Here is a 23,725-nt window from a genome sequence, read left to right as displayed (position 1 = left end):
GCGCCTCGGCGCCCGTTTTGTTTTTCGCTGCGGCTTAAAGCAGCGTGCCGTAAATGGTCAACAGCGCCACCACCACCACGATGATCATCGTCACCTTACGCGCCAGCGTCACCGCCGCGCGCGGCGTTTGCACCGGATCCATATGCGGATCGCGCGCCAGCGAGAACTGTGCCAGCCGCGTCAACACCTGATACGACGACGAATGCCGATCCCCCAGCGAGGCGAACCAAGCCGGCAGCGCCCGCTCGCCGTGGCCAAATAGCGCATAGGCCACCCCGGCCAAACGCACCGGGATCCAGTCCAGCCAGTTCAGCAGGTGATCGATGCCCGACTGCGAACGCTCCAGCGGCGTATTGTGGCGCGCCAGCCAGGTTTGATAGGCGCGCAGGAAGGCATATCCCGCCAGCGCGATCGGCCCGTACGGCCCAAAGACCACGAACCAGAACAGCGGCGCCAGGTAATAACGGAAGTTGATCCACAGCAGCGCGTTTTGCAGCTCGCGCAGACGCAGCTCTTCACTGCAGTCCACCGGCAAACCGTGGATCAACGCCAGCTCTTCCGCCATCTGATCGCTGGCATGGGTATCCCCCTGCCGCGCCGCTTTCAGGTAGGCGCGATAGTGTTTGCGCTTGATGCCGGCACCGACGCACAGCAGATCGATGACGATCCACAGCAGCAGCGTCACCACGCCGAAGAATAACCCGTGCGACAACCACAGAACGCCCCAGACGACAACCATCCAGGCGGCGGTCATCGCCAGCGTCTGCGCCAGCGAAACCCGATGCAGCCGCTGAAATACCACTTCGAGGCGATGATCCAGCTGCCAGTGTTCCCCCAGCTTGAACAGGCGCTCCCAGGCCAAAACCAGCAACAGCGTAAACAGCGTCATTAGCGATTCCTCTCCCTTTTTCTTGTCTCAAGCATAGCGTCGGCGGGCGCGCCGCGTTGTTCCAGAGATGCCAGATAGCGATCCCAATCGAACGCCGGCCCGGGATCGGTTTTGCGGCCGGGGGCGATATCGCAATGCCCGGCAATATGCGTCGCCAGCGGCGGATAATGTTCGGCCAGCAGCACGGTGACCGCCTGCAGCGTGCGGTATTGCGCCTCGGTGTAGGGTAACTGGTCAGTCCCTTCCAGCTCGATGCCGATGGAGAAATCGTTGCACCGATCGCGCCCCTGATACAGGGAAACGCCCGCGTGCCAGGCGCGTTGGTCGAAGGGCACATACTGCACGATCTCTCCGTCGCGGCGGATCAGGCAGTGCGCAGACACTCGCAGCTGATGGATCTCGGCGAAATAAGGGTGCTGCGCGGGGTCGAGCGTGCCGGTGAACAGCTGGTCGATATAGGGGCCACCGAATTCGCCGGGCGGCAGGCTGATGTTGTGGATGACCAGCAGCGAGGGCGGCTCGTCATCCGGGCGCCGATCGCAGTGCGGCGAGAGCACTCGCGTCACCCCGGCAATCCAGCCATTTTCCAACTGCATCAGACACCTCTCTGCGGTGGTACTTATTCCTGCAACAGAGTAGCATGTTCCCCTACGATCTAACCGTCCATTTCGGAGTTTTCCATGCCGACACGCCGCTACAGTGCCGACCGTCGCCGCACCGAGCTTCTTGAACGTATTGAAAGTGATATTCCCTATTCCGTCGCCCAGGCGCTGCGCGAAGACCTGGGAGGTGAAGTTGACGCCGGGCGCGATATTACCGCGCAATTGTTACCGGCGGACAAGCAGGCCGAAGCCACCGTCATTACCCGCGAAGCCGGCGTGTTCTGTGGCCGCCGCTGGCTGAACGAAGTCTTTATTCAGTTGGGCAACCAGGTGCAGGTGGAGTGGCTGGTGGCAGACGGCGACCGTCTGATACCGAACCAACCGCTTTGCCGGCTGCGCGGCCCTGCACGGGTGCTGTTGACCGGCGAGCGCACCGCGCTGAACTTCGTGCAGATGCTCTCCGGCGTGGCGACCGAGGTCAGCCGCTATGTGGCTCTGCTGGAAGGCACCCAGACTCGCCTGCTCGATACCCGCAAGACCTTGCCCGGCCTGCGCACCGCGTTGAAATATGCCGTACTGTGCGGGGGCGGCAGCAACCACCGGCTGGGGCTGTCCGATGCCTTCCTGATCAAGGAAAACCACATCATCGCCTCCGGCTCGATCAAAAACGCGGTGGAAAAAGCCTTCTGGCTGCACGCCGACGTGCCGGTGGAAGTGGAAGTCGAATCGCTTGATGAACTGCAGCAGGCGCTGGACGCCGGCGCCGACATCATCATGCTGGACAACTTCAGCGTCGAGATGATGCGTCAGGCGGTCGCCCAAACCCAGGGCCGCGCCCAGTTGGAGGTATCCGGCAACGTCACCAGCGAGACGCTGCGCACCTTCGCCGAGACCGGCGTGGATTACATTTCGGTCGGCGCGCTGACCAAACATGTGACCGCGCTCGATCTGTCGATGCGCTTCAAATGATCCCCTCGCCCCCGGCCGCCGCCGGGGGCGTTACCGCAGATTTGCGAAGCCCCTCGCACCGTTTTTCCCTCCGCTGCAAACGGCATCATTACTGATGGAAGCACGCCGAGAAACGCGTAAAACCCGCTCGCCGTTCCCCCGCGCAAACCGCTACCGTTGTTTTCCACACCCTTATGGAGGAAACAACGCATGGAAACGCAACGCGGCTTTAGCCTGATCGAACTGATGGTGGTGATCGCCATCATCGCCATCCTCAGCGCCATCGGCATTCCCGCCTACCAGCGCTACATCCAGAAAGCGGCGATGACCGACATGCTGCAAACCATGGCGCCGTATAAACTGGCGGTCGAACTGTGCGTGCTGGATGAAGGCGCGCCCGCCGGCTGTGAAGCCGGCAGCAAAGGCATTCCCACCGGCGGCGCGTCGCGTTACGTCAGCGGGGTGAAAGTCGTTAAAGGCGTCATCACGCTGACCGGCGCCCAAACGCTGCAGGGGCTGGCGGTGGCGTTAACCCCCAAATCGAACGCCGATGGGCTGACCCACTGGACCCGGCTGTGCAGCAGCGAAAACGCGACGCTGGTTGAGGTGTGCCGGGAAGTCTTCCGCTTCGACGACGCAGCGGAGTAGCAGCGATGAACGCGCAAATCAGCGAAGAGGTTCACACCCTGTGTCGGCGCTATCAGGCGCTGGCGCTGAGCGAAGACCCGACCACCCTGACGGTCGCGCTCAGCGAAGAAGCGCCGCAGGGGCTGCTGGCGGCGCTGCGTTTCGCCACCGGCAAACGCATCCATCTGGAACAATGGCCGGCGGCCAGGTTGGAGCTGGCGCTGAATCAGCACCACGAGCCGCTCTCGGCACCGCTGGCGGCCGAAGAGGACACAACCGATATCGCCTACCCCGACGACGGCGATGCGCCGGTGGTACAGTTCATCAACCAGACGCTGCGCCTGGCCATTCAGCGCCGCGCCTCGGACATCCACTTCGAGCCCTTTCGGCAGCATTTTCGCATTCGTCTGCGCATCGACGGCGTGCTGCAAACCCTCGCCTCACCGCCGCCGCAGCTGACCGCGCGCCTCATCGCCCGGCTGAAGATCCTCGGCCAGTTGGATATCGCCGAGCGCCGTCAGCCTCAGGACGGGCAGCTCAGCCTGACGCTGGACAGCGCGCGCTATGCCATGCGTATCGCCACCCTGCCGACGCTGCACGGCGAAAAGGTGGTACTGCGCGTCCAGCAGGGTGAGCAGCAGGAGCTGCCGCTGGATAAACTGGGCATGAGCCGGGCGGATCTGGCGCGCTACGCGACGGCGCTGGCCTGCCCGCAAGGGTTAATCCTGGTGACCGGCCCGACCGGCAGCGGCAAGACGGTGACGCTGTACAGCGGTCTGCGCCAGTTGAACGATGCGCAAAGCAACCTATGCAGCGTCGAGGATCCGGTCGAGATCCCGCTGTTCGGCATTAATCAGACCCAGATCAACGCCAAAACCGAGCTGAGCTTCGCCCGGGTGCTGCGCGCCCTGCTGCGTCAGGATCCGGACGTCATCATGATCGGCGAGATCCGCGATACGGAAACCGCCGAGATCGCGGTCAAGGCCGCGCAAACTGGCCACCTGGTGCTGTCAACGCTGCATACCAACTCCACTGGCGAAACCCTGACGCGGCTGATGCACATGGGGATCCCCGGCTACCTGCTCGCCGGCTGCCTGAAGCTGATCGTCGCGCAGCGGTTGGTGCGCAGGCTGTGCCGCCACTGCCGCTACCCGCAAAGCCAGCCGACGCATTTTCCCACCGCGATCTGGCCAGAACCGCTGACCGCCTGGCGCGCCGACGGCTGCGAGCACTGCTTCGGCGGCTACTATGGGCGCATCGGCGTGTATGAGCTGTTGGCCATTACGCCGGAAATACAGGCGGCGCTGCTGGCGAACGCTGCTCCTAGCCTGCTGGCGAATATCGCCCGTGAGCAGGGGCAGCTTTCGCTGCTGCAGGCCGGGCTGACTCTGGCCGCCGAAGGCACGACCTCGCTGGAAGAACTGTATCGCGTGATCGACGTCGTCCAGCTCGGCGCAACCACGTCATGAAAGCGCGCCGCCTGTTTCTGTGGCAGGCTTTCGACGCTCAGGGCGCCTTACGCCGCGGCGAACTGATGAGCGAAGAAAAACGGCAGGTGAGCCGATTACTGATTGAGCAAGGCATGCAACCGTGCCGAATCGGGCACGGCAAACGCGTTACGCCCGGCCAATGGCGTGGAGAACCCTTAATCCACTTCACCCGCCAGCTCGCCACTCTGCTGCAGGCGGGGTTGCCGCTGGTCGATGCGCTGCAGTTGCTGGCAGCAGAGCATCCTTCGGCAGCCTGGCGCTGCCTGCTGCGCCAGTTGGCCGACCAGGTGCGCGAAGGGCAACCGCTTTCCGAAACCCTCGCCGAACAACCGGGGATTTTTCCCCTGATCTACCGCCAGCTGATCGCCATCGGCGAACTGACCGGTAACCTCGATCGCTGCTGCCTGCAGCTGGCACAACAGCAAGAAGCCCAACTGCTGCTGCGCCGCAAGGTGACCAAGGCGCTGCGGTATCCCCTCTTCATCTGTGCGGTGGCGCTGCTGGTCAGCGTGCTGATGCTGGTGATGGTGCTGCCGGAATTCGCCAAGGTTTATCAATCGTTCGATGCGCCACTGCCCTGGTTTACCCAAGGGCTATTGAAGTTGTCCGCGCTGCTGATCGCCGTTGGCCCCTATTTGGCGCTGCTGCTCGGCGCATCGCTGTTCGGCTACTGCCGCTGGCTGCATCCGCGCCCGCCGTGGCGCAGACGTGAACAGGCACTCTTGCTTCGCCTGCCGCTGATCGCCCGGCTGGTGAGCGGCGGCGCGCTGAGCCAAACATTTCGCATCCTGACCATGACCCAACGCGCCGGGCTGACGCTGGTGGAAGGCTTGAGCGCGGCGGCGCTGGCGGCTGACCATCTGCTGTACCGACAGGCGCTGGAGCAGGTGCGACGGCAGATCGCCGAAGGCGAAGCCTTTCATCAAGCCATGGGCCTGCAACCGCTGTTTCCGCCGCTGTGCCGGCAGTTGGTGCGGGTGGGCGAAGAGTCCGGTTCGCTGGACGCCTTGCTGGATAAATTGGCACAGTGGTATGAACGGCAGACGCACGAGCTGGCCGATACGCTGGCGCAAACGCTGGAGCCGCTGCTGATGCTGGTGGTGGGCGGGATTGTCGGCGCTTTGGTGATCGCCATGTACCTGCCTATCTTTCAACTGGGCAGCGTGTTGGGATAAGGGGAAGAGGATAGCGGGCGCCGCGGTGTGCTGCGCCCGAATGCAAGCTGTGGCTTATTTGCTGCCGAAGACGCGGTTTTCCTGCTCTGCCACGCGGATAAAGGTGGTGCGCTTGGTCAGCTCTTTCAAACGCTCGGCGCCGACGTAGGTGCAGGCAGAACGCAGACCACCGAGGATATCGCGCACGGTAAACTCCACCTCGCCCCTCAGCGGCAGCTTGACGGTTTTCCCTTCGGCCGCGCGATACTCCGCTACGCCGCCGACATGGCGCTTCATCGCTGACTCGGAGCTCATGCCGTAGAACAGCATGAACTTCTCGCCTTTCTCTTCCACCACGGTGCCTTCGCACTCGTCGTGGCCGGCCAGCATGCCGCCCAGCATCACGAAGTCCGCGCCGCCGCCGAAGGCTTTGGCGACATCGCCCGGCACCGAGCAGCCGCCGTCGCTGACGATTTGGCCACCCAGCCCATGGGCCGCATCGGCGCATTCGATTACCGCCGACAGCTGCGGGTAGCCCACGCCGGTTTTCACGCGGGTGGTACAAACTGAGCCCGGGCCGATGCCGACCTTAACGATGTCGGCGCCGGAAAGGATCAGCTCTTCCACCATCTCGCCGGTCACTACGTTACCGGCGCAGATCACGTGATTCGGGCAGGCTTCGCGCGCTTTCTGCAGGAAGGCGACGAAGTGTTCAGAGTAGCCGTTGGCCACGTCGATACAGATGAATTTCAGCGCCGGAGACAGGGCCAGGATCTGCTGCATTTTGGTGAAGTCGGCTTCGGAGGTGCCGGTGGACACCATCACGTGGCGCAGCACCGATTCCGGCATGCGCTGCACGAAATCAGCCCATTGCTCGACGCTGTAATGTTTGTGTACGGCGGTGAGAACATCGAAAGAAGCCAGGGCCTCGGCCATGCGGAAGGTGCCCACCGTGTCCATGTTGGCGGCGATAATCGGCACGCCGGACCAGCTGCAACCTGAATGCTTGAAGGTAAACTGACGTTCCAGTTCAACCTCGGAACGGCTTTTCAGCGTGGAGCGCTTAGGGCGGATCAACACGTCTTTAAAGCCCAACTTCAAATCTTCTTCAATACGCATGACTTATGATTTCCTGGTTAATGGCGACGGATCGCAAGGAGGATGTTCGAACCTCTGCCCGACGGCTTTCCAGTGGCGCAAAAAGACGGCGGCGAGATTAATGCCAGTTCCAGTGACGTTATAATACGCGCTAATAATCGCCGAACAAGACTGCGAATTCGCCTTTATTTACGCTACAATCCGACAAATTTACCTGCATAATCGCAGTGTGATTACCCGCTCATTTTTGCCGTGCCGCTGCGCTTTTTCTCGCCGCCCGAACGGGGCCGACGCGCAAGCGCCGCCTGCCGACTTGCACTTCTGCGCGATCGCTTTATGATTCGTCTATTATTTTTTTATGAACATCGGATGCACCTAACACCATGGCCTACATTGTTGCGTTGACCGGGGGCATAGGCAGCGGCAAAACGACCGTTGCGAACGCCTTTGCGCGCCACGGCGCAACCCTTGTCGATGCCGACGTGATCGCCCGTCAGGTCGTCGAGCCGGGCACCCCTGCGTTGGCCGCGATCGCCGAACAATTTGGTAATGAAATGTTGCTGCCGGACGGTGCGTTGAACCGCGCTGCGCTACGTCAGCGCATCTTCAGCCACCCCGATGACAAAACCTGGCTGAACCAACTACTGCATCCGCTGATACACCGCGAGACCCAACGCCAACTGGCGCAGGCGGCCAGCCCGTACGCGCTGTGGGTCGTGCCGCTGCTGGTGGAAAACGGCCTGCAGGATCGCGCCGATCGGGTGCTGGTGATCGACGTCGACACCGAAACCCAGTTGGCTCGCACCATCGCGCGCGACGGCATCAGCCGCGAGCAAGCGCAGAGCATTCTCGCCGCCCAGGCCACGCGCCAGCAGCGCCTCGCCGTGGCGGATGACATTATTGACAACAGCGGCGCCGCTCAGGGGATAGAGCCACGGGTCGCCGCACTGCATCGTCGCTACCTTGAACTGGCGGCAACAGCGCCCCAACAGGATTAAACTGCATGAGTGATGTTTCCCCAACCGTTCTCTTTGAACACCCGCTGAACGAAAAAATGCGCACCTGGCTGCGCATCGAGTTTTTACTGCAACAGCTGCACGGCCAGCGCGCCCTGAGCGAAACCGCCATCGCCCTTACCTTTTTCCGCACCGTCTCCGATTTGCTGGACGTGCTGGAGCGCGGCGAAGTGCGCACCGAACTGCTCAAAGAGCTGGAGCGCCAGCAGCAAAAACTGTTGGCCTGGGCCGATGTGCCGGGCGTGGATATGGCGCTGATCGATCAGCTGCGCGGCCAGTTGAAGTCGCGCTCATCGGCGCTGATGGCGGCGCCGCGCCTCGGTCAGGCGCTGCGTGAAGACCGGCTGATCGGCCTGGTGCGCCAGCGGCTTAACATTCCCGGCGGCTGCTGCAGCTTCGATCTGCCAACCCTGCACATGTGGATGCACGCGCCGCAGCAGGATCGCGACGCCGACGTCGCCGCCTGGCTGCAATCGTTGGATCCGCTGAACCAGGCGCTGATCATGGTGCTGGATCTGATCCGTCAGTCGGGGCCGTTCCGCAATCAAATCAGCCTGAACGGCTTTTTCCAGGACAACGCCGAAGGGGCGGATCTGCTACGCCTGCGCCTCCATCTGGCGCCGCAGCTTTATCCGCAGATTTCTGGCCACAAGACGCGTTATGCCATTCGTTTCCTGCCGCTGGACAGCGAAAATGGCGTGGTGCCTGAACGCCTGACGTTCGAATTGGCCTGTTGTTGAACTCATGAAAGCAAGCCTTCTCAGCACTGACAGAAGGCGTAAGGAACCGTTATGACGACCGTAGTGAAATGCCCAACCTGTGGCACCGGCGTGGTTTGGGGTGAAGTCAGCCCGTTCCGGCCGTTTTGCAGCAAGCGCTGCCAGCTGATTGATCTTGGCGAGTGGGCCGATGAAGAGAAGCGCATTCCGAGCAACAGCGATCTGTCGGAAAGCGAAGACTGGAGCGAACTCGACGACCGCTAGTCGCCGGTTGAAGGCCTGGCGGACGCCAGGCCAATCTTGTTATTGCGCGGCGTTCGCCTGCGCTACCAGCAGTTGAATAATGCCGACGTTGGCTTCCGGGAACTCGTCTTCACGCAGATCGGCCTGTTTTACCCAGCGCATCGGCTGCCCCTCACGGCCAAACGGCTCGCCCGCCCAACGCTCCACCAGATAAAAATTCAGTGTCACGATGCGATCGCTGAAACGATGTTCCACCACCTCCAACAGTTCGGCCCGCTCGGCTTCGATACCGGTCTCTTCGTGCAACTCGCGGCTCAGGGCCTGTTCCGGCGTCTCACCCGGTTCGATCTTGCCGCCGGGAAACTCCCAAAATCCGGCCATGTGCGTGTCAGCGGCGCGGCGGGTAATAAAGATCTCCCGTTGAGCATTGCGGATGATGCCCACGGCGATATTCAGATGTTTCATCTCACCCTCCTGATGGGTGCCAAAAAACAGGGGCTCAGCAAGCTGAACCCCTGGGTGTTATCGGTTAACCGCAGCCGGCATTACTGCAGGCGGCCGTGGCACTGCTTGTATTTCTTGCCGGAACCGCATGGGCAAGGATCGTTGCGGCCCACTTTGCGCTCGGCGGTCGCCGGCGCGTTCGGATCTTCGGTCACCAGCGCGTTCTCGTCGTGGTGGCTCAGCTGTTGCTGCTGCGCCAGGCGCTCAGCCTCTTCACGACGCTGCTGTTCCAGCGCTTCCACTTCTTCCGGCATCCGCACCTGTACCTTGCTCAGCACGCTGATCACTTCATATTTCAGCGATTCCAGCATGGTGGCGAACATGTTGAAGGATTCGCGCTTGTACTCCTGCTTCGGATCCTTCTGCGCATAGCCGCGCAGGTGGATGCCCTGACGCAGGTAGTCCATCGCCGCCAGGTGCTCTTTCCACAGGGAATCCAGCGTCTGCAGCATCACGCCCTTCTCGAAATTGCGCATCATTTCGCTGCCGACCACGTCTTCCTTACGCAGGTACTGCTCTTTGGCGTTCTCCAGAATACGTTCGCGCAGCGTCTCTTCGTGCAGCTCCGGCTCTTTGTCCAGCCACTGGGCAATTGGCATCTCCAGATCGAAGTCGTTCTTCAGGCGCTCTTCCAGCCCCTGAATGTCCCACTCTTCTTCCAGCGACTGCGGCGTGATGTAGTTGTCGATGGTGCTCTTGAACACGTCCTCGCGGATGCTGGCGATGGTTTCGCTCACGTCGGACACGTCCAGCAATTCGTTACGCTGGCTGTAGATAGCGCGGCGCTGATCGTTGGCGACATCGTCGTATTCCAGCAGTTGCTTACGGATATCGAAGTTACGGCTCTCCACCTTGCGCTGAGCGTTGGCAATCGCCTTGGTCACCCACGGGTGCTCAATCGCCTCGCCTTCTTTCATACCCAGTTTACGCATCATGCCAGACACGCGATCCGAGGCGAAGATACGCATCAGGGCATCTTCCATCGACAGGTAGAAGCGGGATGAACCGGCGTCGCCCTGACGACCGGAACGGCCGCGCAGCTGGTTATCGATACGGCGCGATTCATGGCGCTCGGTGCCGATGATATGCAGGCCGCCCGCCGCCAGCACCGCATCGTGGCGCACTTTCCAGGCGGCTTTGATGGCTTCAATTTGCTCTTCGGTCGGTTCTTCCAGCAGCGCCACTTCGGCCTGCCAGCTGCCGCCCAGCACGATATCGGTACCACGGCCCGCCATGTTGGTGGCGATGGTCACCGCACCGCTCTGACCCGCCTGGGCGACGATGTCCGCCTCCATGGCGTGGAATTTGGCGTTCAGCACCTTGTGCTCGATACCCGCTTTGGTCAGCTCATGGGAAACCACTTCGGATTTCTCGATTGAGATGGTACCCACCAGCACCGGCTGGCCTTTGGCGGTACGCTCGCGGATGTCTTCGATGATGGCACCGATCTTCTCTTTCTCGGTCATGTACACCAGATCCGGCATATCCTTACGGATCATCGGACGGTTGGTTGGCACCACGATGGTGTCCAGCTTGTAGATCGAGCTGAATTCGAAGGCTTCGGTATCGGCGGTACCGGTCATCCCGGCCAGCTTCTCGTACAGACGGAAGTAGTTCTGGAAGGTAATCGAAGCCAGCGTCTGGTTCTCGTTCTGGATCTCCACGCCTTCTTTAGCTTCCACCGCCTGGTGCAAACCGTCGGACCAGCGGCGGCCCTGCATGGTACGGCCGGTGTGCTCATCGACGATGATCACTTCGCCGTCTTTCACGATGTAGTCCACGTCGCGGGTGAACAGCACGTGGGCTCGCAGCGCGGCGGTAACGTGGTGCATCAGCATGATGTTGGTCGGCGAGTACAGCGATTCGCCTTCATCCATGATGCCAGCTTCCACCAGCATCTCTTCGATCAGGATCAGGCCGCGTTCGGTCAGGTGGACCTGACGCGCCTTCTCATCCACCGAGAAGTGCCCTTCACCCTTGAAGGTGTCGGAGTCTTCTTTTTCCTGGCGGATCAGTTTAGGGATCAGCTTGTTGACCTTGATGTACATCTCGGAGCTGTCTTCTGCCGGGCCGGAGATGATCAGCGGCGTACGCGCTTCATCGATCAGGATGGAGTCCACCTCATCCACCAGCGCATAGTGCAGTTTGCGCTGCACGCGCTCTTCTGGGCTGAACGCCATGTTGTCGCGCAGGTAGTCGAAGCCGTATTCGTTGTTGGTGCCGTAGGTGATGTCGGCGGCGTAAGCTTCACGCTTGGCCGGCGCCGGCATGCCCGGCAGGTTGATACCGATGCTCAGGCCGAGGAACTCGAACAACGGACGGTTGTTTTCGGCGTCACGCTGCGCCAGATAGTCGTTGACGGTCACGACGTGCACGCCGCGGCCGCTCAGGGCGTTCAGATAAGCCGGCAGCGTCGCGGTCAGGGTTTTACCTTCACCGGTGCGCATCTCGGCGATGCAGCGATCGTTCAGCACCATGCCGCCCAGCAGCTGCACGTCGAAGTGACGCATGCCGAACACGCGCTTGCTCGCCTCACGCACCACGGCGAAGGCTTCCGGGATCAGGCTGTCCAACGACTCGCCTTTCTCCAGGCGCGCGCGGAACTCGTTGGTTTTCGCTTTCAGCTCGTCATCGGACAGTTTTTCCATGTCCGGTTCCATGCGGTTGATCTGCTCAACCACTTTGCGCATGCGGCGCAGGGTACGATCGTTACGGCTGCCAAAAACTTTGGTTAATAATTTCACTAACATGATGTTTGATATCTCTGTCATGACGGCCGAACACGGCAGTCAACTTGCTATTATTTATGGTTTTTGTGCCCGAAGGGCGAAGTCAGACGAGAGCGGCTGGCCCGGCGCGAATGCCCTGCACCTGCGCCACCCACAGGCCGGTCTGGTGGCGCGCCAGCGTGGGCAGCACCTCAAGGTGGGTGTGGCGAATGATGGTCGGCGGCTTCGGCTCGTGCGTCAGCAGCGCGTTGAGAGTAGAAAGCAGCGCCAGTTGCGCCACTTGCAAAGGGGGTTCCGCTTCGGCTTCGCTCTCCTGCACCCGCGCATAAACCGCCTGCGGCGCCAGCGCGAAAGAGAGGTGACGAATGACGGTGCGCAGCGCATGTTGCTGCCAATAATCTACGCTGAAGGTAGGACGGCGATGTGCGTCCTGCAGCAGGGCCAGGCTGTTGAAGGTGCCGTTGGCCGAATTTTGCCGGTTAAGGCTGGACGATGTGCTCGGCAGTGCGGCCTGATCGGGGGCACCGGACAAATTGGAAGGTGCGCCAAGCGTGGCCGCAACCATCCCTAACAGGAGATGGGGCCAGAAATAACGTCTGCCAAATTGTCGCCAACGATTTAGAATACCGATCACGAGTTTATAATCCGCCGGAGCCCATTATGCGCGATAGCCGTCCACAATTATTAGATGTCCTGTTCGACGACGCGTCTGCCGGCAGCAAAGGGACGCTGCAAAACGTCCAGCAACGCGCGGTGGCGCTGCTCAAGCTTAACCGTGCAGTGAAGGGCCTGTTGCCCGCACCCCTGCATCCCTGGTGCCGCGTCGCGAATTTCCGACAGGGTATTTTAGTGCTCGAAACGGCAAATGCCAGTTGGATGATGCGCTTGCGCTACGAACAACCCGCTTTGCTGTCTGCACTACGAGCGCAAATTCTACCATCATTGTCGTCGATCGACATCAGGATTAATCCGGCCTTGATGGCGAAAGGCAGCAACCAGGTGCAAAACGCCGAAAAAGCGCCTGAAAAACCCGTGCCAATGCGGCATTTGAGTCTGGAAAGTGCGGAGGAACTGAGAGGATTGGCAAGCCGTAGCCCGGAGAAGCTGCGCAAAATATTGGAACGGCTGGCTGCATTGGCCGGAGAGGGTACCAACACAACCAGTCGTGATAAGTAATCAGCGACACGAACTGCAAAACACCTGACAGCCGGCATCACACCATCGCGAGCCTGAATTCTCAGGCTCTCAGGGGATGCGCCTGCCGTTATTCGCAGGCGAGGAATTCAGACCTTACGCCAATACGGTAGACGGTGCCTTGAATGCCAATGGCATTTCGGCTTCGTCCTGGAAGGTCACGTATTCCCACGCTTCCTGCTTGGCCAACACGGCCTGCAGCAGTTTGTTGTTCAGCGCGTGGCCAGACTTGAACGCGGTGAACGCGCCAATGATGTTGTGGCCGCACATGAACAGGTCGCCGATGGCGTCCAGCATTTTGTGACGTACGAATTCGTCTTCGAAACGCAGACCGTCTTCGTTCAGCACGCGGTAGTCGTCTACCACGATGGCGCAATCGAAGCTGCCGCCCAAGGCCAGGCCACGGGACTGCAGGTATTCGATGTCACGCATAAACCCGAAGGTGCGCGCGCGGCTGATTTGACGCACGAACGACTCAGCCGAGAAATCAAGGCGATAGCGCTGAGAGCTGGCGTCGATAGCCGGGTGGTTGAAATCGATGGTGAAGTCCAAGCGGAACCCGTTATGCGGGGACAGCTCGGCCCATTTGTCGCCGTCTTCAACACGCACAGTCTCTTTCAGACGCAGGAATTTCTTCGCCGAGTTCAGTTCTTCGATGCCGGCATCCAGCAGCAAGAACACGAACGGACTGGCGCTGCCGTCCATGATTGGGATTTCAGCAGCGTCGACTTCAATGACGATGTTGTCGATGCCCAGCCCAGCCAGCGCGGCGTTGAGGTGCTCAACGGTCGAAATACGCACGTCATGCTCATTCACCAGGCAAGTACAGAGCATGGTATCACGCACGGATTTTGCATCAGCCGGAAAATCAACCGGTGGATTCAAGTCAGTGCGACGATAGATGACCCCGGTATTAGCCGGCGCTGGGCGCATTGTCAGCGTGACTTTCTTGCCGGTATGCAAACCGACGCCAGTCGCCTGAACAATACGTTTTAATGTCCTTTGTTTGATCATCGTTTTATCTCGCAATGTTATCCATCCTACCAGCCAAGCATACAGCATGGCTGGCGGGACAGTTTAGCACAAAGAGCGGAGATTCCAAATTCTCAGGATATTCTTAGTCTGCCTGCTTACGCAGGAAGGCTGGAATATCAAGATAGTCGGGCTCTTTATTCGGCTGCGCAGCTTGGTCGTTGACCACCTTCGCGGCAGGTTTCACTTCCTGCGGCAGAGGCGACATGCCGTGCTGCTGATAACGGTGATCCATCACCGGCTGGCTGGCCTGCTTATTGGTCACCAGGGTGATTTCAGGACGCTTGTCCATACCGATACCGGTTGCAACCACGGTTACGCGCAGTTCGTCGTTCATTTCTGGATCCAGCGAGGTACCGATAACCACGGTAGCGTTGTCGGAAGCGAACGCGCGGATGGTGTTACCCACGGTTTCGAACTCATCCAGACGCAGGTCGAAGCCAGCGGTAATGTTGACCAACACGCCGCGCGCGCCGGACAGGTCGATGTCTTCCAGCAGTGGGCTGGAGATCGCCATTTCGGCCGCTTCTTCGGCGCGGTCTTCACCGCAAGCCACGCCGGAACCCATCATCGCGTAGCCCATTTCGGACATCACGGTGCGCACGTCGGCGAAGTCGACGTTCATCAGGCCCGGACGGGTGATCAGCTCGGCGATACCCTGCACCGCGCCTTTCAGCACGTCGTTGGCCGCGCCGAACGCGTCCAGCAGAGAGATGCCGCGACCCAGAACTTTCAGCAATTTGTCGTTCGGGATGGTGATCAGCGAGTCCACGTGTTTGGACAGTTCAGCGATACCCTGCTCCGCGAATGCCATGCGCTTCTTGCCTTCGAAGTTGAAAGGCTTGGTCACCACGGCCACGGTCAGAATACCCAAATCTTTAGCCACTTCAGCCACCACTGGCGCCGCACCGGTACCGGTACCGCCGCCCATGCCGGCTGCGATGAAGACCATGTCTGCGCCGTCCAGCGCTGCGCGCAGGGCTTCGCGGTCTTCTTCCGCTGAATTGCGACCCACTTCAGGGTTCGCGCCCGCACCCAGACCTTTGGTAATACCGCTACCAATCTGGATGGTTTGGCCAACCGCCGTTTTGCGGAGCGCCTGGGCGTCCGTGTTCACAGCGAAGAATTCAACACCTTCGATGCGCTCGCGCACCATGTGTTCAACGGCGTTGCCACCGCCGCCGCCGACGCCGATGACTTTAATCACCGCGTCATTGGTTAGTTCCATTGGTTCAAACATAGTTTCTCTCCGTTTTGTGCCTGTCGCTGCGAGATCATAAAAAGATTACTCAGCATGATCTCTTTGTTGAAACATTAAAACTCTTTTCTCAGCCAGCTATTGATGCGTTTAAACCAATTGCCCACCGAGGCGCGTTTTTCTACCTCTGTCTCACCGCTCAGGTGAGACTCTTTTCCATAGTGCAGCAGACCTACCGCCGTCGAGTAGTAAGGCTCCTGCGCATAATCCGTCAGACCCGTGATGTTCAAGGGTTGGCCGATGCGTACCTGGGTGTGGAACACCCGTTGCGCACAGGCTGCCAGGCCATCAATCTGGGCGGCGCCACCGGTCAGCACGATACCTGCCGCCAGATGATGCTTCACCCCTTGCTGACGCAGTTGCTCCTGCAATTGCAAAATTTCATCGTTAACCAGATTCAACAGTTCGGTGTAGCGTGGCTCAATGACTTCAGCCAGCGTCTGTCTTTGCAGACTGCGCGGAGGACGTCCCCCGACGCTAGGCACCTCTACATTCTCATCCTTGCTAACAATCGACCCAAGCGCACAACCGTGTCGAACTTTAATCGCTTCCGCGTCGGTCGGCGGCGTGCCGAAGGCGTAAGCGATATCGCTGGTGACCACGTTCCCGGCGTAAGGGATCACTTTGGTGTGGCGCAGCGCACCGCCGGTGTACACCGCCATATCCATGGTGCCGCCGCCGATATCCACCACGCAAACGCCGAGTTCGCGTTCATCTTCGGTCAGCACCGCGTAGCTCGCGGCCAGACCGGCGAAAATAAGTTGGTCAACTTTCAGGCCGCAACGTTCCACGGCCTTGACGATGTTCTTCGCCATATCGTTATGGCAGGTAATCAGATGCACCTTGGCCTGCATGCGCACGCCGGACAGCCCAACCGGGTTTTTGATGCCTTCCTGATAATCGATGGCGTATTCCTGAGGAATCACGTGCAGGATGCGGTGTTCGTCGCGCACGCGCACCGATTTGGCGGTGTGCACCACGTTCTCCACGTCGTCCTGCGTCACTTCCTCTTCCGAGATCGGCACCATGCCGATTTCGTTCTGGCAGCTGATGTGCTTGCCCGACAGCGCCAGGTACACCGACGAGATCTGGCAGTCCGCCATCAGCTCGGCCTGATCGATGGCGCGCTGTACGCACTTCACCACCGACTCCAGGTCGTTTACGCCGCCCTTATCCATGCCGCGAGACGGGCAGCTGCCCACCCCGATAATGTTGACCATGCCATCGGGCAGAACTTCCCCTACCAATGCGGAGACTTTTGCAGTACCGATCTCCAGTCCAACTACCAGTTTTCTGTCCGTCGACTTGATCATTGTTGTTTTGCCTGTGCCTGATTCTGTTGCTGATTACTGTTTTGCTGACCGCCAAGCGCCTGCGGATCGACCAACACCGGAGCCCACCCTACCGAAGCGCCGGACTCGTAGCGCAGATCGACATAGCTGACACGCTTGCTCTCCGCCTGGCCCTGCTGCTGCAATACCGGGTAAAGCTCAATAAACCGCTGCAAACGCCCGTTGCGGTCATCGCGCCCCAGCTCAAGCCGAACATCGTTGTCCAGCGCCAGCTGCCAGGAATGGCGCGCGGTCATCGCCGCCATTTTCAGCGTATACTTGCTGGCCGCCAACGTGGCGCTCATCGCCCGATAGCCCTCCAGCACATCCTGTTCGCTCCCTTCCGGCCCGTAGAGCAGCGGCAACTTCTGCTTGCCCGCCCGCTCCGCCGGCACGCTGAACGCTTTGCCCTCGGCGTCCACCATGTGCAAATCGTTCCAGCGCGCCACCGGGACGTACTCCACCAGATGGATCTTCAGCTCATCCGGCCATTGTTTGCGCACGCTGGCCTGCTTGATCCACGGCAGACGTTCGATCTGCTGCTGGATGACGTCCACATCCTGCGTCATAAAGGTGCCGGGTGCGCCCAGCGCCAGGATCGCCTGACGAATATCATCGTTGGTGGTGTAGTGGCGTTCGCCGGTCACCACCAGCCTTGAGAGCGGCAGGCGACTGGCATCTTTCATCCAGCCAAGCACCGCCCAACCGCTCCACACGACCGTTCCCAACACCATCAGCAGGAAAATCATTCCCGCCAACTGGGTTCCATTGCTGCGGCGCGGGCCGTTATCCACCTCGCGATCGCGCGCATTCAGGGCAGCTTGCGACATATCAGTCGGCCAACTCCAAAATTCTCGCCACTAGCTGCGAGAAGCTTAATCCAAACTGGCGCGCTGCCATCGGCACCAGGCTATGACTGGTCATGCCCGGAGAGGTGTTCACCTCAAGCAGATAGAAGCTGCCATCGCTGTCTTGCATCACGTCGACGCGGCCCCAGCCGCTGCAGTCCAGACCGCGGTAGGCGCGCAGCGCCAATGCCGCCATCTCGGCTTCCTGCTCGGCGCTCAAACCGCTCGGGCAGAAGTACTGCGTGTCGTCCGAAATGTACTTGGCCTGGTAGTCGTAAAACACACCGGCCGGCTGGATGCGGATCGACGGCAGCACCTGGTCGCCCAGCATTGCCACCGTGTATTCCGGGCCGCTCAGCCACTTCTCCACCAGCACATCGTCGTCATGGCGGAAGGCTTCTTCCAGCGCGGCTTCCAACGCAGCGCTCTCGGTGACCTTGCTCATGCCGACGCTGGAGCCTTCACGGCTCGGCTTGACGATCAGCGGCAGGCCGAGATCCGCCACGCGCGCCAGCAGCGCCGCTTTTTCGGCGCCGAGATACAGCTGGCGATTCAGCGCCACGTAAGGCGCCACCGGCAAGCCCATCGACTGCCACACCATCTTGGTGCGCCATTTGTCCATGGTCAGCGCCGAGGCCATCACGCCGCTGCCGGTATAAGGCAGCTCGAGGAACTCCAGCAGCCCCTGCAGGGTGCCGTCCTCGCCGCCGCGGCCGTGCAGCGCGATAAACACTTTGGTGAAACCCTGTTCTTTCAGCTGGGTCACCGGGAAATCGCGGGTATCGACGCCGTGCGCATCGATGCCGGCTTCGCGCAACCCGGCCAGCACCGCAGCGCCGGACTGCAGAGAAACGTCACGTTCAGCGGAGGTGCCGCCCAGCAGAACTGCAACTTTATCAGCCATGGTGATCCTCCTCTTTCTTCGGCGGCTGCAGCTTCAGCTCGGCCAGTTTACGGGCGATTTTGCCCACGTTGCCGGCGCCTTGCACCAGCACCAAGTCTTCATCCTGCAGCAGCTGCGCCAGCGTTTCCGGCACGGTATCGGCATCGGAAACCAGGATCGGATCCAGCTTGCCGCGGCTGCGGATGGTGCGGCACAGCGAGCGGCTGTCCGCGCCCGGGATCGGCGCTTCGCCGGCGGCGTACACGTCGAGCATCAGCAGCACATCCACCTGCGACAGCACGTTGGCGAAATCGTCGTACAGATCGCGAGTACGCGTGTAGCGGTGCGGCTGGAAGATCATCACCAGACGCTTGTCCGGCCAGCCGGCGCGCGCCGCTTTCAGCGTGGCGTCCACTTCGGTCGGATGGTGGCCGTAATCGTCCACCAGCATCGCACTGCCCGCTTTGCCGTTGACCGGCTCCAGCGGGAACTCACCGAGGAAATCGAAGCGGCGCCCAGTGCCCTGGAAGCCCGCCAGCGCGCGCAGGATATCTTCGTCGTCGATGCCTTCTTCGGTCGCTACCGCCACCGCCGCCGCTGCGTTCAACGCATTGTGGCGGCCCGGCGCGTTCAGCGTCACCGTCAGCAACGGTTTGTCCTGACGGCTCAGGGTAAAGTGCCCCTGCGGCCCAATCTGCCGGTAGTCTTCGATGCGCACGTCGGCATCTTCACTGAAGCCGTAGGTGGTGATATGGCGACCCACGCGCGGCAACAGCTCGCGCACCACCGGATCGTCGATGCACATCACTGCGCGGCCATAGAACGGCAGGTTGTGCAAGAAATTGATAAACGTCTGTTTCAGGTTCTCGAAGTCGCCCTGGTAGGTGTCCATGTGGTCGGCTTCGATGTTGGTGACTACGGCCACCATCGGCTGCAGATGCAGGAACGACGCATCGCTCTCATCCGCTTCCGCGATCAGATAACGGCTGGACCCCAGTCGCGCGTGGGTTCCCGCCGCCTTCACCAGCCCGCCATTGACGAAGGTCGGGTCCAGGCGGGCTTCGGCGTAAATGCTCGAGACCATCGCCGTGGTGGTGGTTTTGCCGTGCGTGCCGGCGATAGCGATACCGTGGCGAAAACGCATCAGCTCCGCCAGCATTTCAGCGCGGCGGATCACCGGGATGCGCGCTTCACGAGCGGCGACGATCTCCGGGTTGTCGGCGGAGATGGCGGTAGACACCACCACCACGCTCGCATCCAGCACGTTTTCCGGACGGTGATTGAAATAAATCGTCGCCCCGAGCGCGCTCAACTGTTGGGTGACCGGATTCGGCGCCAGGTCGGAGCCGCTGATCTGATACCCTTCGTTTGCCAACACTTCGGCGATACCACCCATGCCGGCACCACCGATGCCGACAAAGTGAATGTGCCGGACGCGACGCATCTCGGGCACGATAGTACGTAGTTTCGCCAGTTGTTGTGTATTCATCACTCTCTCTAATCCGGATCCGGTACCCCGGCCCTACATCACATTGCTTTTATTCAGGTTCGGCGCACCGAACCCCTGCACTCGTTACTTGGCGAGCCGCACCAGCTCCGCCGCCACGCGCTCGGTGGCATCCGGAATGGCGACCGCACGCGCTTTCTCGGCCATGGCCAGCAGCGTCTTGCGATCCCAACTCGCCAGCAGTTCGGCCACCACATCGGCGTTAAACTGCGGCTGTTCGATAATCTTCGCCGCGCCGGCTTCTTCCAGCGGACGCGCGTTCCAGTACTGCTGACGATCCTTGTGCATAAACGGCACGAAGATCGCCGGCAGCCCTGCCGCCGCGATTTCACTGACGGTCAACGCGCCGGAGCGGCAGACCACCACGTCGGCCCAGGCATAGGCGGCGGCCATGTCGTCGATGAACTCGGTCACTTTGTGCTGCGTCTGCCCTACCCTTTCGTAGTCGCGCAGCACCGTTTCCAGCGCGCCCTTGCCAACCTGATGCCAGAGCGTAATTCTATCGCCCAAACGCGCCGCGACTTCAGGAACTGTCTGATTCAGCACGCGGGCGCCCTGACTTCCGCCAATCACCAGCACGCGGATCGGGCCTTCGCGCCCTTGCAACCGCTCTGCCGGCAACGGCAGCGCCAACACGTCGGTACGCACCGGGTTGCCCACCACCTCGGCGTTCGGGAACGCGCCGGGGAAGGCCTGCATCACTTTGGCGGCGATGCGCGCCAGCCAGCGGTTGGTCAAACCGGCGATGCCGTTCTGCTCGTGCAGCACCACCGGGATGCCGCACTGCCAGGCTGCCAGGCCGCCGGGACCGGAGACGTAACCGCCCATTCCCAGCACCACATCCGGCTGATAGCTGCGCATAATGGCTTTTGCCTGACGCACCGCCTGCCAGATCCGCAGCGGTGCGGTCAATTGAGCCTTCAGGCCCTTGCCGCGCAGGCCGGAGATGCGGATAAAATCGATCTCGATCCCGTGCTTCGGCACCAGATCGGCTTCCATTCGGTCTGCGGTTCCGAGCCAGCGCACCTGCCAGCCCTGCGCCATCAGATGATGCGCGACCGCCAGCCCCGGGAACACGTGCCCACCGGTACCGCCTGCCATCACCATTAAACGCTTAGGTTTCCCGCTCATCCCTTACCTCTTCACAAACGCCTGAGCCTTGGTCAGGCGCGTTTCATAATCAATTCGCAGCAACAGCACGATCGCCGTCGACATAATCAGCAAGCTCGAACCGCCGTAACTGATCAACGGCAGCGTCAGACCTTTGGTCGGCAGCATGCCCGCGGCGGCGCCGACGTTAACCAGCGCCTGGAAGCTGAACCACACGCCGATCGCGCAGGCCAGGAAGCCGGAGAAGCGTTGGTCGATCTCCAGCGCGCGGCGCCCGATGGACATCGCGCGAAAAGCGACGAAGAATACCATTAACAGGGCTAAAACCACACCGATATAGCCCAGTTCTTCCCCCAAAATGGAGAAGATGAAGTCGGTGTGTGCCTCTGGCAAATACTCCAGTTTCTGCACCGAGTTGCCGAGCCCCTGCCCCCAGAACTCGCCGCGGCCGAACGCCATCAGCGACTGGGTCAGCTGGTAGCCGCTGCCGAACGGGTCGGCCCACGGGTTCCAGAACGACGTCACGCGGCGCATACGGTACGGTTCCGCGATGATCAGCAGCACCACGGCGAACACGCCGGAGCCGATGATCGCCAGGAACTGCCACATTTTCGCACCGGCCAGGAACAGCATTGCTAGCGTGGTGATGAACAGCACCACCACGGTACCGAGGTCCGGCTGCGCCAGCAGCAGCACCGCCAGCACCACCATCACGCCCATCGGCTTGCAGAAGCCCCAGAAGTTGCTGCGCACCTCTTCCACCTTGCGCACCAGATAGCTCGCCAGGTAGCAGAACAGCGACAGCTTGGACAGCTCCGCGGGCTGAATACGCAGCGGGCCGAGTGCGATCCAACGCGAGGCCCCGTTTACCGAGCTCCCCACCACCAGGACGATCAGCAGCATCACGATCGACATCAGCAGCATCACGTTGCTGTAGCGCTGCCAAATTTCCATCGGGATGCGCAGCGTCACCAGCGACAGGCCGAACGCCAGGCCGAGGTACAGCGCATCACGTTTGGCGAACAGGAACGGATCGTCCGCCAGACGTTGGCCGATCGGCATCGAGGCCGAGGTCACCATCACGAAGCCGATGATCGCCAACCCGAAGGTCAACCACAGCAGGGTGCGATCGTACAGCACCATGTTGACCGCGTCGTTGTCGCGCGCGCCGGTCACCCAGTCTTTCAGCCGTTCTGTCAGCCCGAAGTTCGGCAAGCGTAGTTTCATCCGCCAAGCTCCTGCGCCAGGCGGGCGAACTCATCGCCGCGCACTTCAAAATTACGGAACTGATCGAGGCTGGCGCAAGCCGGCGACAACAGCACCATATCGCCGGGCATTACGCGGCCGGCGATGGTGCGCATCGCCTGCTCCATGGTCTCGGTCAACGTCGCCACTTCCGGCCGCAGCTGTGCCAGCTGAGCGCCGTCACGGCCAAAACAATACAGACGCACGTTGTCGCCCTGCAGATAGCGCGCCAGCGGCGAGAAATCGGCGGACTTGCCGTCGCCGCCCAGCAGCAGATGCAGCGTGCCGTCCACCTGCAGGCCGTTCAGCGCCGCTTCGGTGCTGCCGACGTTGGTGGCTTTGGAATCGTTGATCCAACGCACGCCGTTGTGCTCCCAGGCCAGCTGGAAGCGGTGTGCCAGGCCGGTGAAGGTGGTCAGCGCCTTCAGGCTGGACGCACGCGGGATATTGACCGCATCCGCCAACGCCAGCGCCGCCAGGGCGTTGGTGTAATTGTGGCGGCCGGTCAGCTTCATTTCGCGCGTATTCAGCACCTTCTCACCGCGCACCCGCAGCCAGGTTTCCCCCTGCTGGCGGTTCAAGTGATAGTCGCCTACGTCCGCGCCGAAGCTGACACAGCGTTCGTCGGCGCCGCGCACCGGCATGGTCAGCGCGTCGTCCGCGTTCACCACGCACACCGCGGCGTTTTCATACACGCGCAGCTTGGCACCGCGATACTGCTGCAGACCGAACGGATAGCGATCCATATGATCTTCGGTCACGTTCAGGATGGTCGCCGCCGCCGCCCGCAGGCTATACGTCGTTTCCAGCTGGAAGCTGGACAGCTCCAGCACGTAAAGCTGACATTCCTGACGCAACAGGCTCAGCGCCGGCAGGCCGATATTGCCGCCCACGCCCACCGCCCAACCGGCGGCTTTCGCCATCTCGCCCACCAGGGTGGTGACGGTGCTCTTGCCGTTGGAGCCGGTAATCGCCACGATCGGCGCCTGCGCCTCGCGGCAGAACAGTTCGACGTCGCCGACGATTTCGACGCCGGCGTCAGCCGCGGCGCTCAATGCCGGGGTCGCCAGCGCGACGCCCGGGCTGGCGACGATCAGATCCGCCGCCAGCAGCCAGTCTTGATTCAGATCGCCCAGATGGCGCTCCACGCTTTCAGGCAGTTTGTCCAACCCTGGCGGCGCGATACGGGTATCCATCACGCGCGGCGTCACGCCGCGCGCCATGAAGAAATCGACACAGGACAGGCCGGTGAGGCCCAACCCGATGATGACGACTTTTCTACCCTGATAGTCTGCCAT

The 23,725-nt window shown here is 61.2% G+C and carries 23 protein-coding genes; 8 read left to right on the top strand and 15 right to left on the bottom strand.

Annotation, left to right across the window (positions count from 1 at the left end):
- Window positions 1–34 precede the first annotated feature (34 nt).
- Together ampE and ampD are read right to left on the bottom strand one after the other, a co-directional pair.
- A complete protein-coding gene (ampE, locus tag ACMGGW_RS02275; protein WP_025301586.1) occupies window positions 35–889 on the bottom strand; it encodes a beta-lactamase regulator AmpE in 855 nt (284 codons plus the stop codon).
- Window positions 889–1,485: a 1,6-anhydro-N-acetylmuramyl-L-alanine amidase AmpD gene (gene ampD, locus ACMGGW_RS02270; protein WP_141997249.1), complete on the bottom strand. Its 597-nt coding sequence runs from the start codon at window positions 1,483–1,485 to the stop codon at window positions 889–891. Before ampD ends, ampE begins: the two co-directional genes overlap by 1 nt.
- 84 nt (window positions 1,486–1,569) lie before the next feature.
- On the opposite strand from ampD, the gene nadC reads away from it, so the two are divergent.
- The 4 genes from nadC (at window position 1,570) to hofC (ending at window position 5,731) form a co-directional block, all read left to right on the top strand.
- Window positions 1,570–2,460 carry a carboxylating nicotinate-nucleotide diphosphorylase gene (nadC, locus tag ACMGGW_RS02265; RefSeq protein WP_025301584.1) on the top strand — a complete coding sequence of 297 codons (891 nt, stop codon included), beginning with the start codon at window positions 1,570–1,572 and terminating at the stop codon, window positions 2,458–2,460.
- A 189-nt stretch (window positions 2,461–2,649) separates the two neighbouring features.
- The gene (gene ppdD, locus ACMGGW_RS02260) at window positions 2,650–3,087 is read left to right on the top strand and encodes a prepilin peptidase-dependent pilin (RefSeq protein WP_025301583.1); all 438 of its coding nucleotides are present in this window, start codon (window positions 2,650–2,652) and stop codon (window positions 3,085–3,087) included.
- 5 nt (window positions 3,088–3,092) lie between these two features.
- A complete protein-coding gene (gspE, locus tag ACMGGW_RS02255) occupies window positions 3,093–4,535 on the top strand; it encodes a type II secretion system protein GspE (RefSeq protein WP_025301582.1) in 1,443 nt (480 codons plus the stop codon).
- Window positions 4,532–5,731: a protein transport protein HofC gene (gene hofC / locus ACMGGW_RS02250; RefSeq protein ID WP_025301581.1), complete on the top strand. Its 1,200-nt coding sequence runs from the start codon at window positions 4,532–4,534 to the stop codon at window positions 5,729–5,731. Before gspE ends, hofC begins: the two co-directional genes overlap by 4 nt.
- Window positions 5,732–5,785: 54 nt before the next feature.
- Here hofC and ACMGGW_RS02245 read toward each other — a convergent pair whose 3' ends face one another.
- On the bottom strand, window positions 5,786–6,829 hold the full coding sequence (locus ACMGGW_RS02245) for a GMP reductase (RefSeq protein WP_043135912.1): 1,044 nt from the start codon (window positions 6,827–6,829) through the stop codon (window positions 5,786–5,788).
- Between the two features lie 362 nt (window positions 6,830–7,191).
- Here ACMGGW_RS02245 and coaE point away from each other — a divergent pair, with 362 nt between their 5' ends.
- From coaE to yacG, 3 genes are read left to right on the top strand one after another with little or no spacing between them, the layout of a single operon-like run.
- Window positions 7,192–7,806 carry a dephospho-CoA kinase gene (coaE, locus tag ACMGGW_RS02240; protein ID WP_049204786.1) on the top strand — a complete coding sequence of 205 codons (615 nt, stop codon included), beginning with the start codon at window positions 7,192–7,194 and terminating at the stop codon, window positions 7,804–7,806.
- 5 nt (window positions 7,807–7,811) lie between these two features.
- Window positions 7,812–8,564: a cell division protein ZapD gene (gene zapD, locus ACMGGW_RS02235; protein WP_025301579.1), complete on the top strand. Its 753-nt coding sequence runs from the start codon at window positions 7,812–7,814 to the stop codon at window positions 8,562–8,564.
- 51 nt (window positions 8,565–8,615) lie between these two features.
- A complete protein-coding gene (yacG, locus tag ACMGGW_RS02230) occupies window positions 8,616–8,807 on the top strand; it encodes a DNA gyrase inhibitor YacG (RefSeq protein WP_025301578.1) in 192 nt (63 codons plus the stop codon).
- Window positions 8,808–8,846: 39 nt separating this feature from the next.
- Here yacG and mutT read toward each other — a convergent pair whose 3' ends face one another.
- The 3 genes from mutT to secM all read right to left on the bottom strand — a co-directional run bounded on the left by mutT (window position 8,847) and on the right by secM (window position 12,653).
- Entirely contained in the window at window positions 8,847–9,251 is a 405-nt protein-coding gene (gene mutT / locus ACMGGW_RS02225; protein WP_049204788.1) for an 8-oxo-dGTP diphosphatase MutT, read from the bottom strand.
- Window positions 9,252–9,331: 80 nt separating this feature from the next.
- On the bottom strand, window positions 9,332–12,040 hold the full coding sequence (gene secA / locus ACMGGW_RS02220) for a preprotein translocase subunit SecA (RefSeq protein ID WP_025301576.1): 2,709 nt from the start codon (window positions 12,038–12,040) through the stop codon (window positions 9,332–9,334).
- An 82-nt stretch (window positions 12,041–12,122) separates the two neighbouring features.
- Window positions 12,123–12,653: a secA translation cis-regulator SecM gene (secM, locus tag ACMGGW_RS02215; protein WP_049204789.1), complete on the bottom strand. Its 531-nt coding sequence runs from the start codon at window positions 12,651–12,653 to the stop codon at window positions 12,123–12,125.
- Between the two features lie 26 nt (window positions 12,654–12,679).
- On the opposite strand from secM, the gene ACMGGW_RS02210 reads away from it, so the two are divergent.
- Window positions 12,680–13,195, top strand: coding sequence for a DUF721 domain-containing protein (locus ACMGGW_RS02210; protein ID WP_025301574.1), 516 nt, complete (start codon window positions 12,680–12,682; stop codon window positions 13,193–13,195).
- Window positions 13,196–13,309: 114 nt separating this feature from the next.
- Here the strand turns inward: ACMGGW_RS02210 and lpxC are convergent, their stop codons facing one another.
- From lpxC to murD, 9 genes are all read right to left on the bottom strand, one after another.
- On the bottom strand, window positions 13,310–14,227 hold the full coding sequence (lpxC, locus tag ACMGGW_RS02205; protein ID WP_004932754.1) for a UDP-3-O-acyl-N-acetylglucosamine deacetylase: 918 nt from the start codon (window positions 14,225–14,227) through the stop codon (window positions 13,310–13,312).
- Window positions 14,228–14,330: 103 nt separating this feature from the next.
- Complete coding sequence (gene ftsZ, locus ACMGGW_RS02200; RefSeq protein ID WP_004932757.1) at window positions 14,331–15,485, bottom strand: cell division protein FtsZ; 1,155 nt, start codon at window positions 15,483–15,485, stop codon at window positions 14,331–14,333.
- 74 nt (window positions 15,486–15,559) lie between these two features.
- Entirely contained in the window at window positions 15,560–16,816 is a 1,257-nt protein-coding gene (gene ftsA / locus ACMGGW_RS02195) for a cell division protein FtsA (protein WP_004932758.1), read from the bottom strand.
- Window positions 16,813–17,664: a cell division protein FtsQ gene (gene ftsQ, locus ACMGGW_RS02190; RefSeq protein WP_004932761.1), complete on the bottom strand. Its 852-nt coding sequence runs from the start codon at window positions 17,662–17,664 to the stop codon at window positions 16,813–16,815. Before ftsQ ends, ftsA begins: the two co-directional genes overlap by 4 nt.
- Before the next feature lies 1 nt (window position 17,665).
- Window positions 17,666–18,586 carry a D-alanine--D-alanine ligase gene (locus tag ACMGGW_RS02185; protein ID WP_033641257.1) on the bottom strand — a complete coding sequence of 307 codons (921 nt, stop codon included), beginning with the start codon at window positions 18,584–18,586 and terminating at the stop codon, window positions 17,666–17,668.
- Window positions 18,579–20,054, bottom strand: coding sequence for a UDP-N-acetylmuramate--L-alanine ligase (gene murC / locus ACMGGW_RS02180; protein ID WP_141997243.1), 1,476 nt, complete (start codon window positions 20,052–20,054; stop codon window positions 18,579–18,581). The genes ACMGGW_RS02185 and murC overlap by 8 nt, the downstream gene beginning before the upstream one ends.
- 84 nt (window positions 20,055–20,138) lie before the next feature.
- On the bottom strand, window positions 20,139–21,203 hold the full coding sequence (murG, locus tag ACMGGW_RS02175; protein WP_004932773.1) for an undecaprenyldiphospho-muramoylpentapeptide beta-N-acetylglucosaminyltransferase: 1,065 nt from the start codon (window positions 21,201–21,203) through the stop codon (window positions 20,139–20,141).
- 3 nt (window positions 21,204–21,206) lie between these two features.
- Window positions 21,207–22,409, bottom strand: a complete 1,203-nt coding sequence (ftsW, locus tag ACMGGW_RS02170; protein WP_025301570.1) for a cell division protein FtsW — start codon at window positions 22,407–22,409, stop codon at window positions 21,207–21,209.
- Complete coding sequence (murD, locus tag ACMGGW_RS02165) at window positions 22,406–23,725, bottom strand: UDP-N-acetylmuramoyl-L-alanine--D-glutamate ligase (protein WP_049204793.1); 1,320 nt, start codon at window positions 23,723–23,725, stop codon at window positions 22,406–22,408. The genes ftsW and murD overlap by 4 nt, the downstream gene beginning before the upstream one ends.

The sequence above is a fragment of the Serratia sp. BNK-4 genome, from assembly GCF_048685115.1.
In the GTDB taxonomy this organism is placed as follows: domain Bacteria; phylum Pseudomonadota; class Gammaproteobacteria; order Enterobacterales; family Enterobacteriaceae; genus Serratia; species Serratia bockelmannii.
Note: the sequence above shows the minus strand (reverse complement) of the source record. Positions and strands in the feature narration are given on the sequence as shown.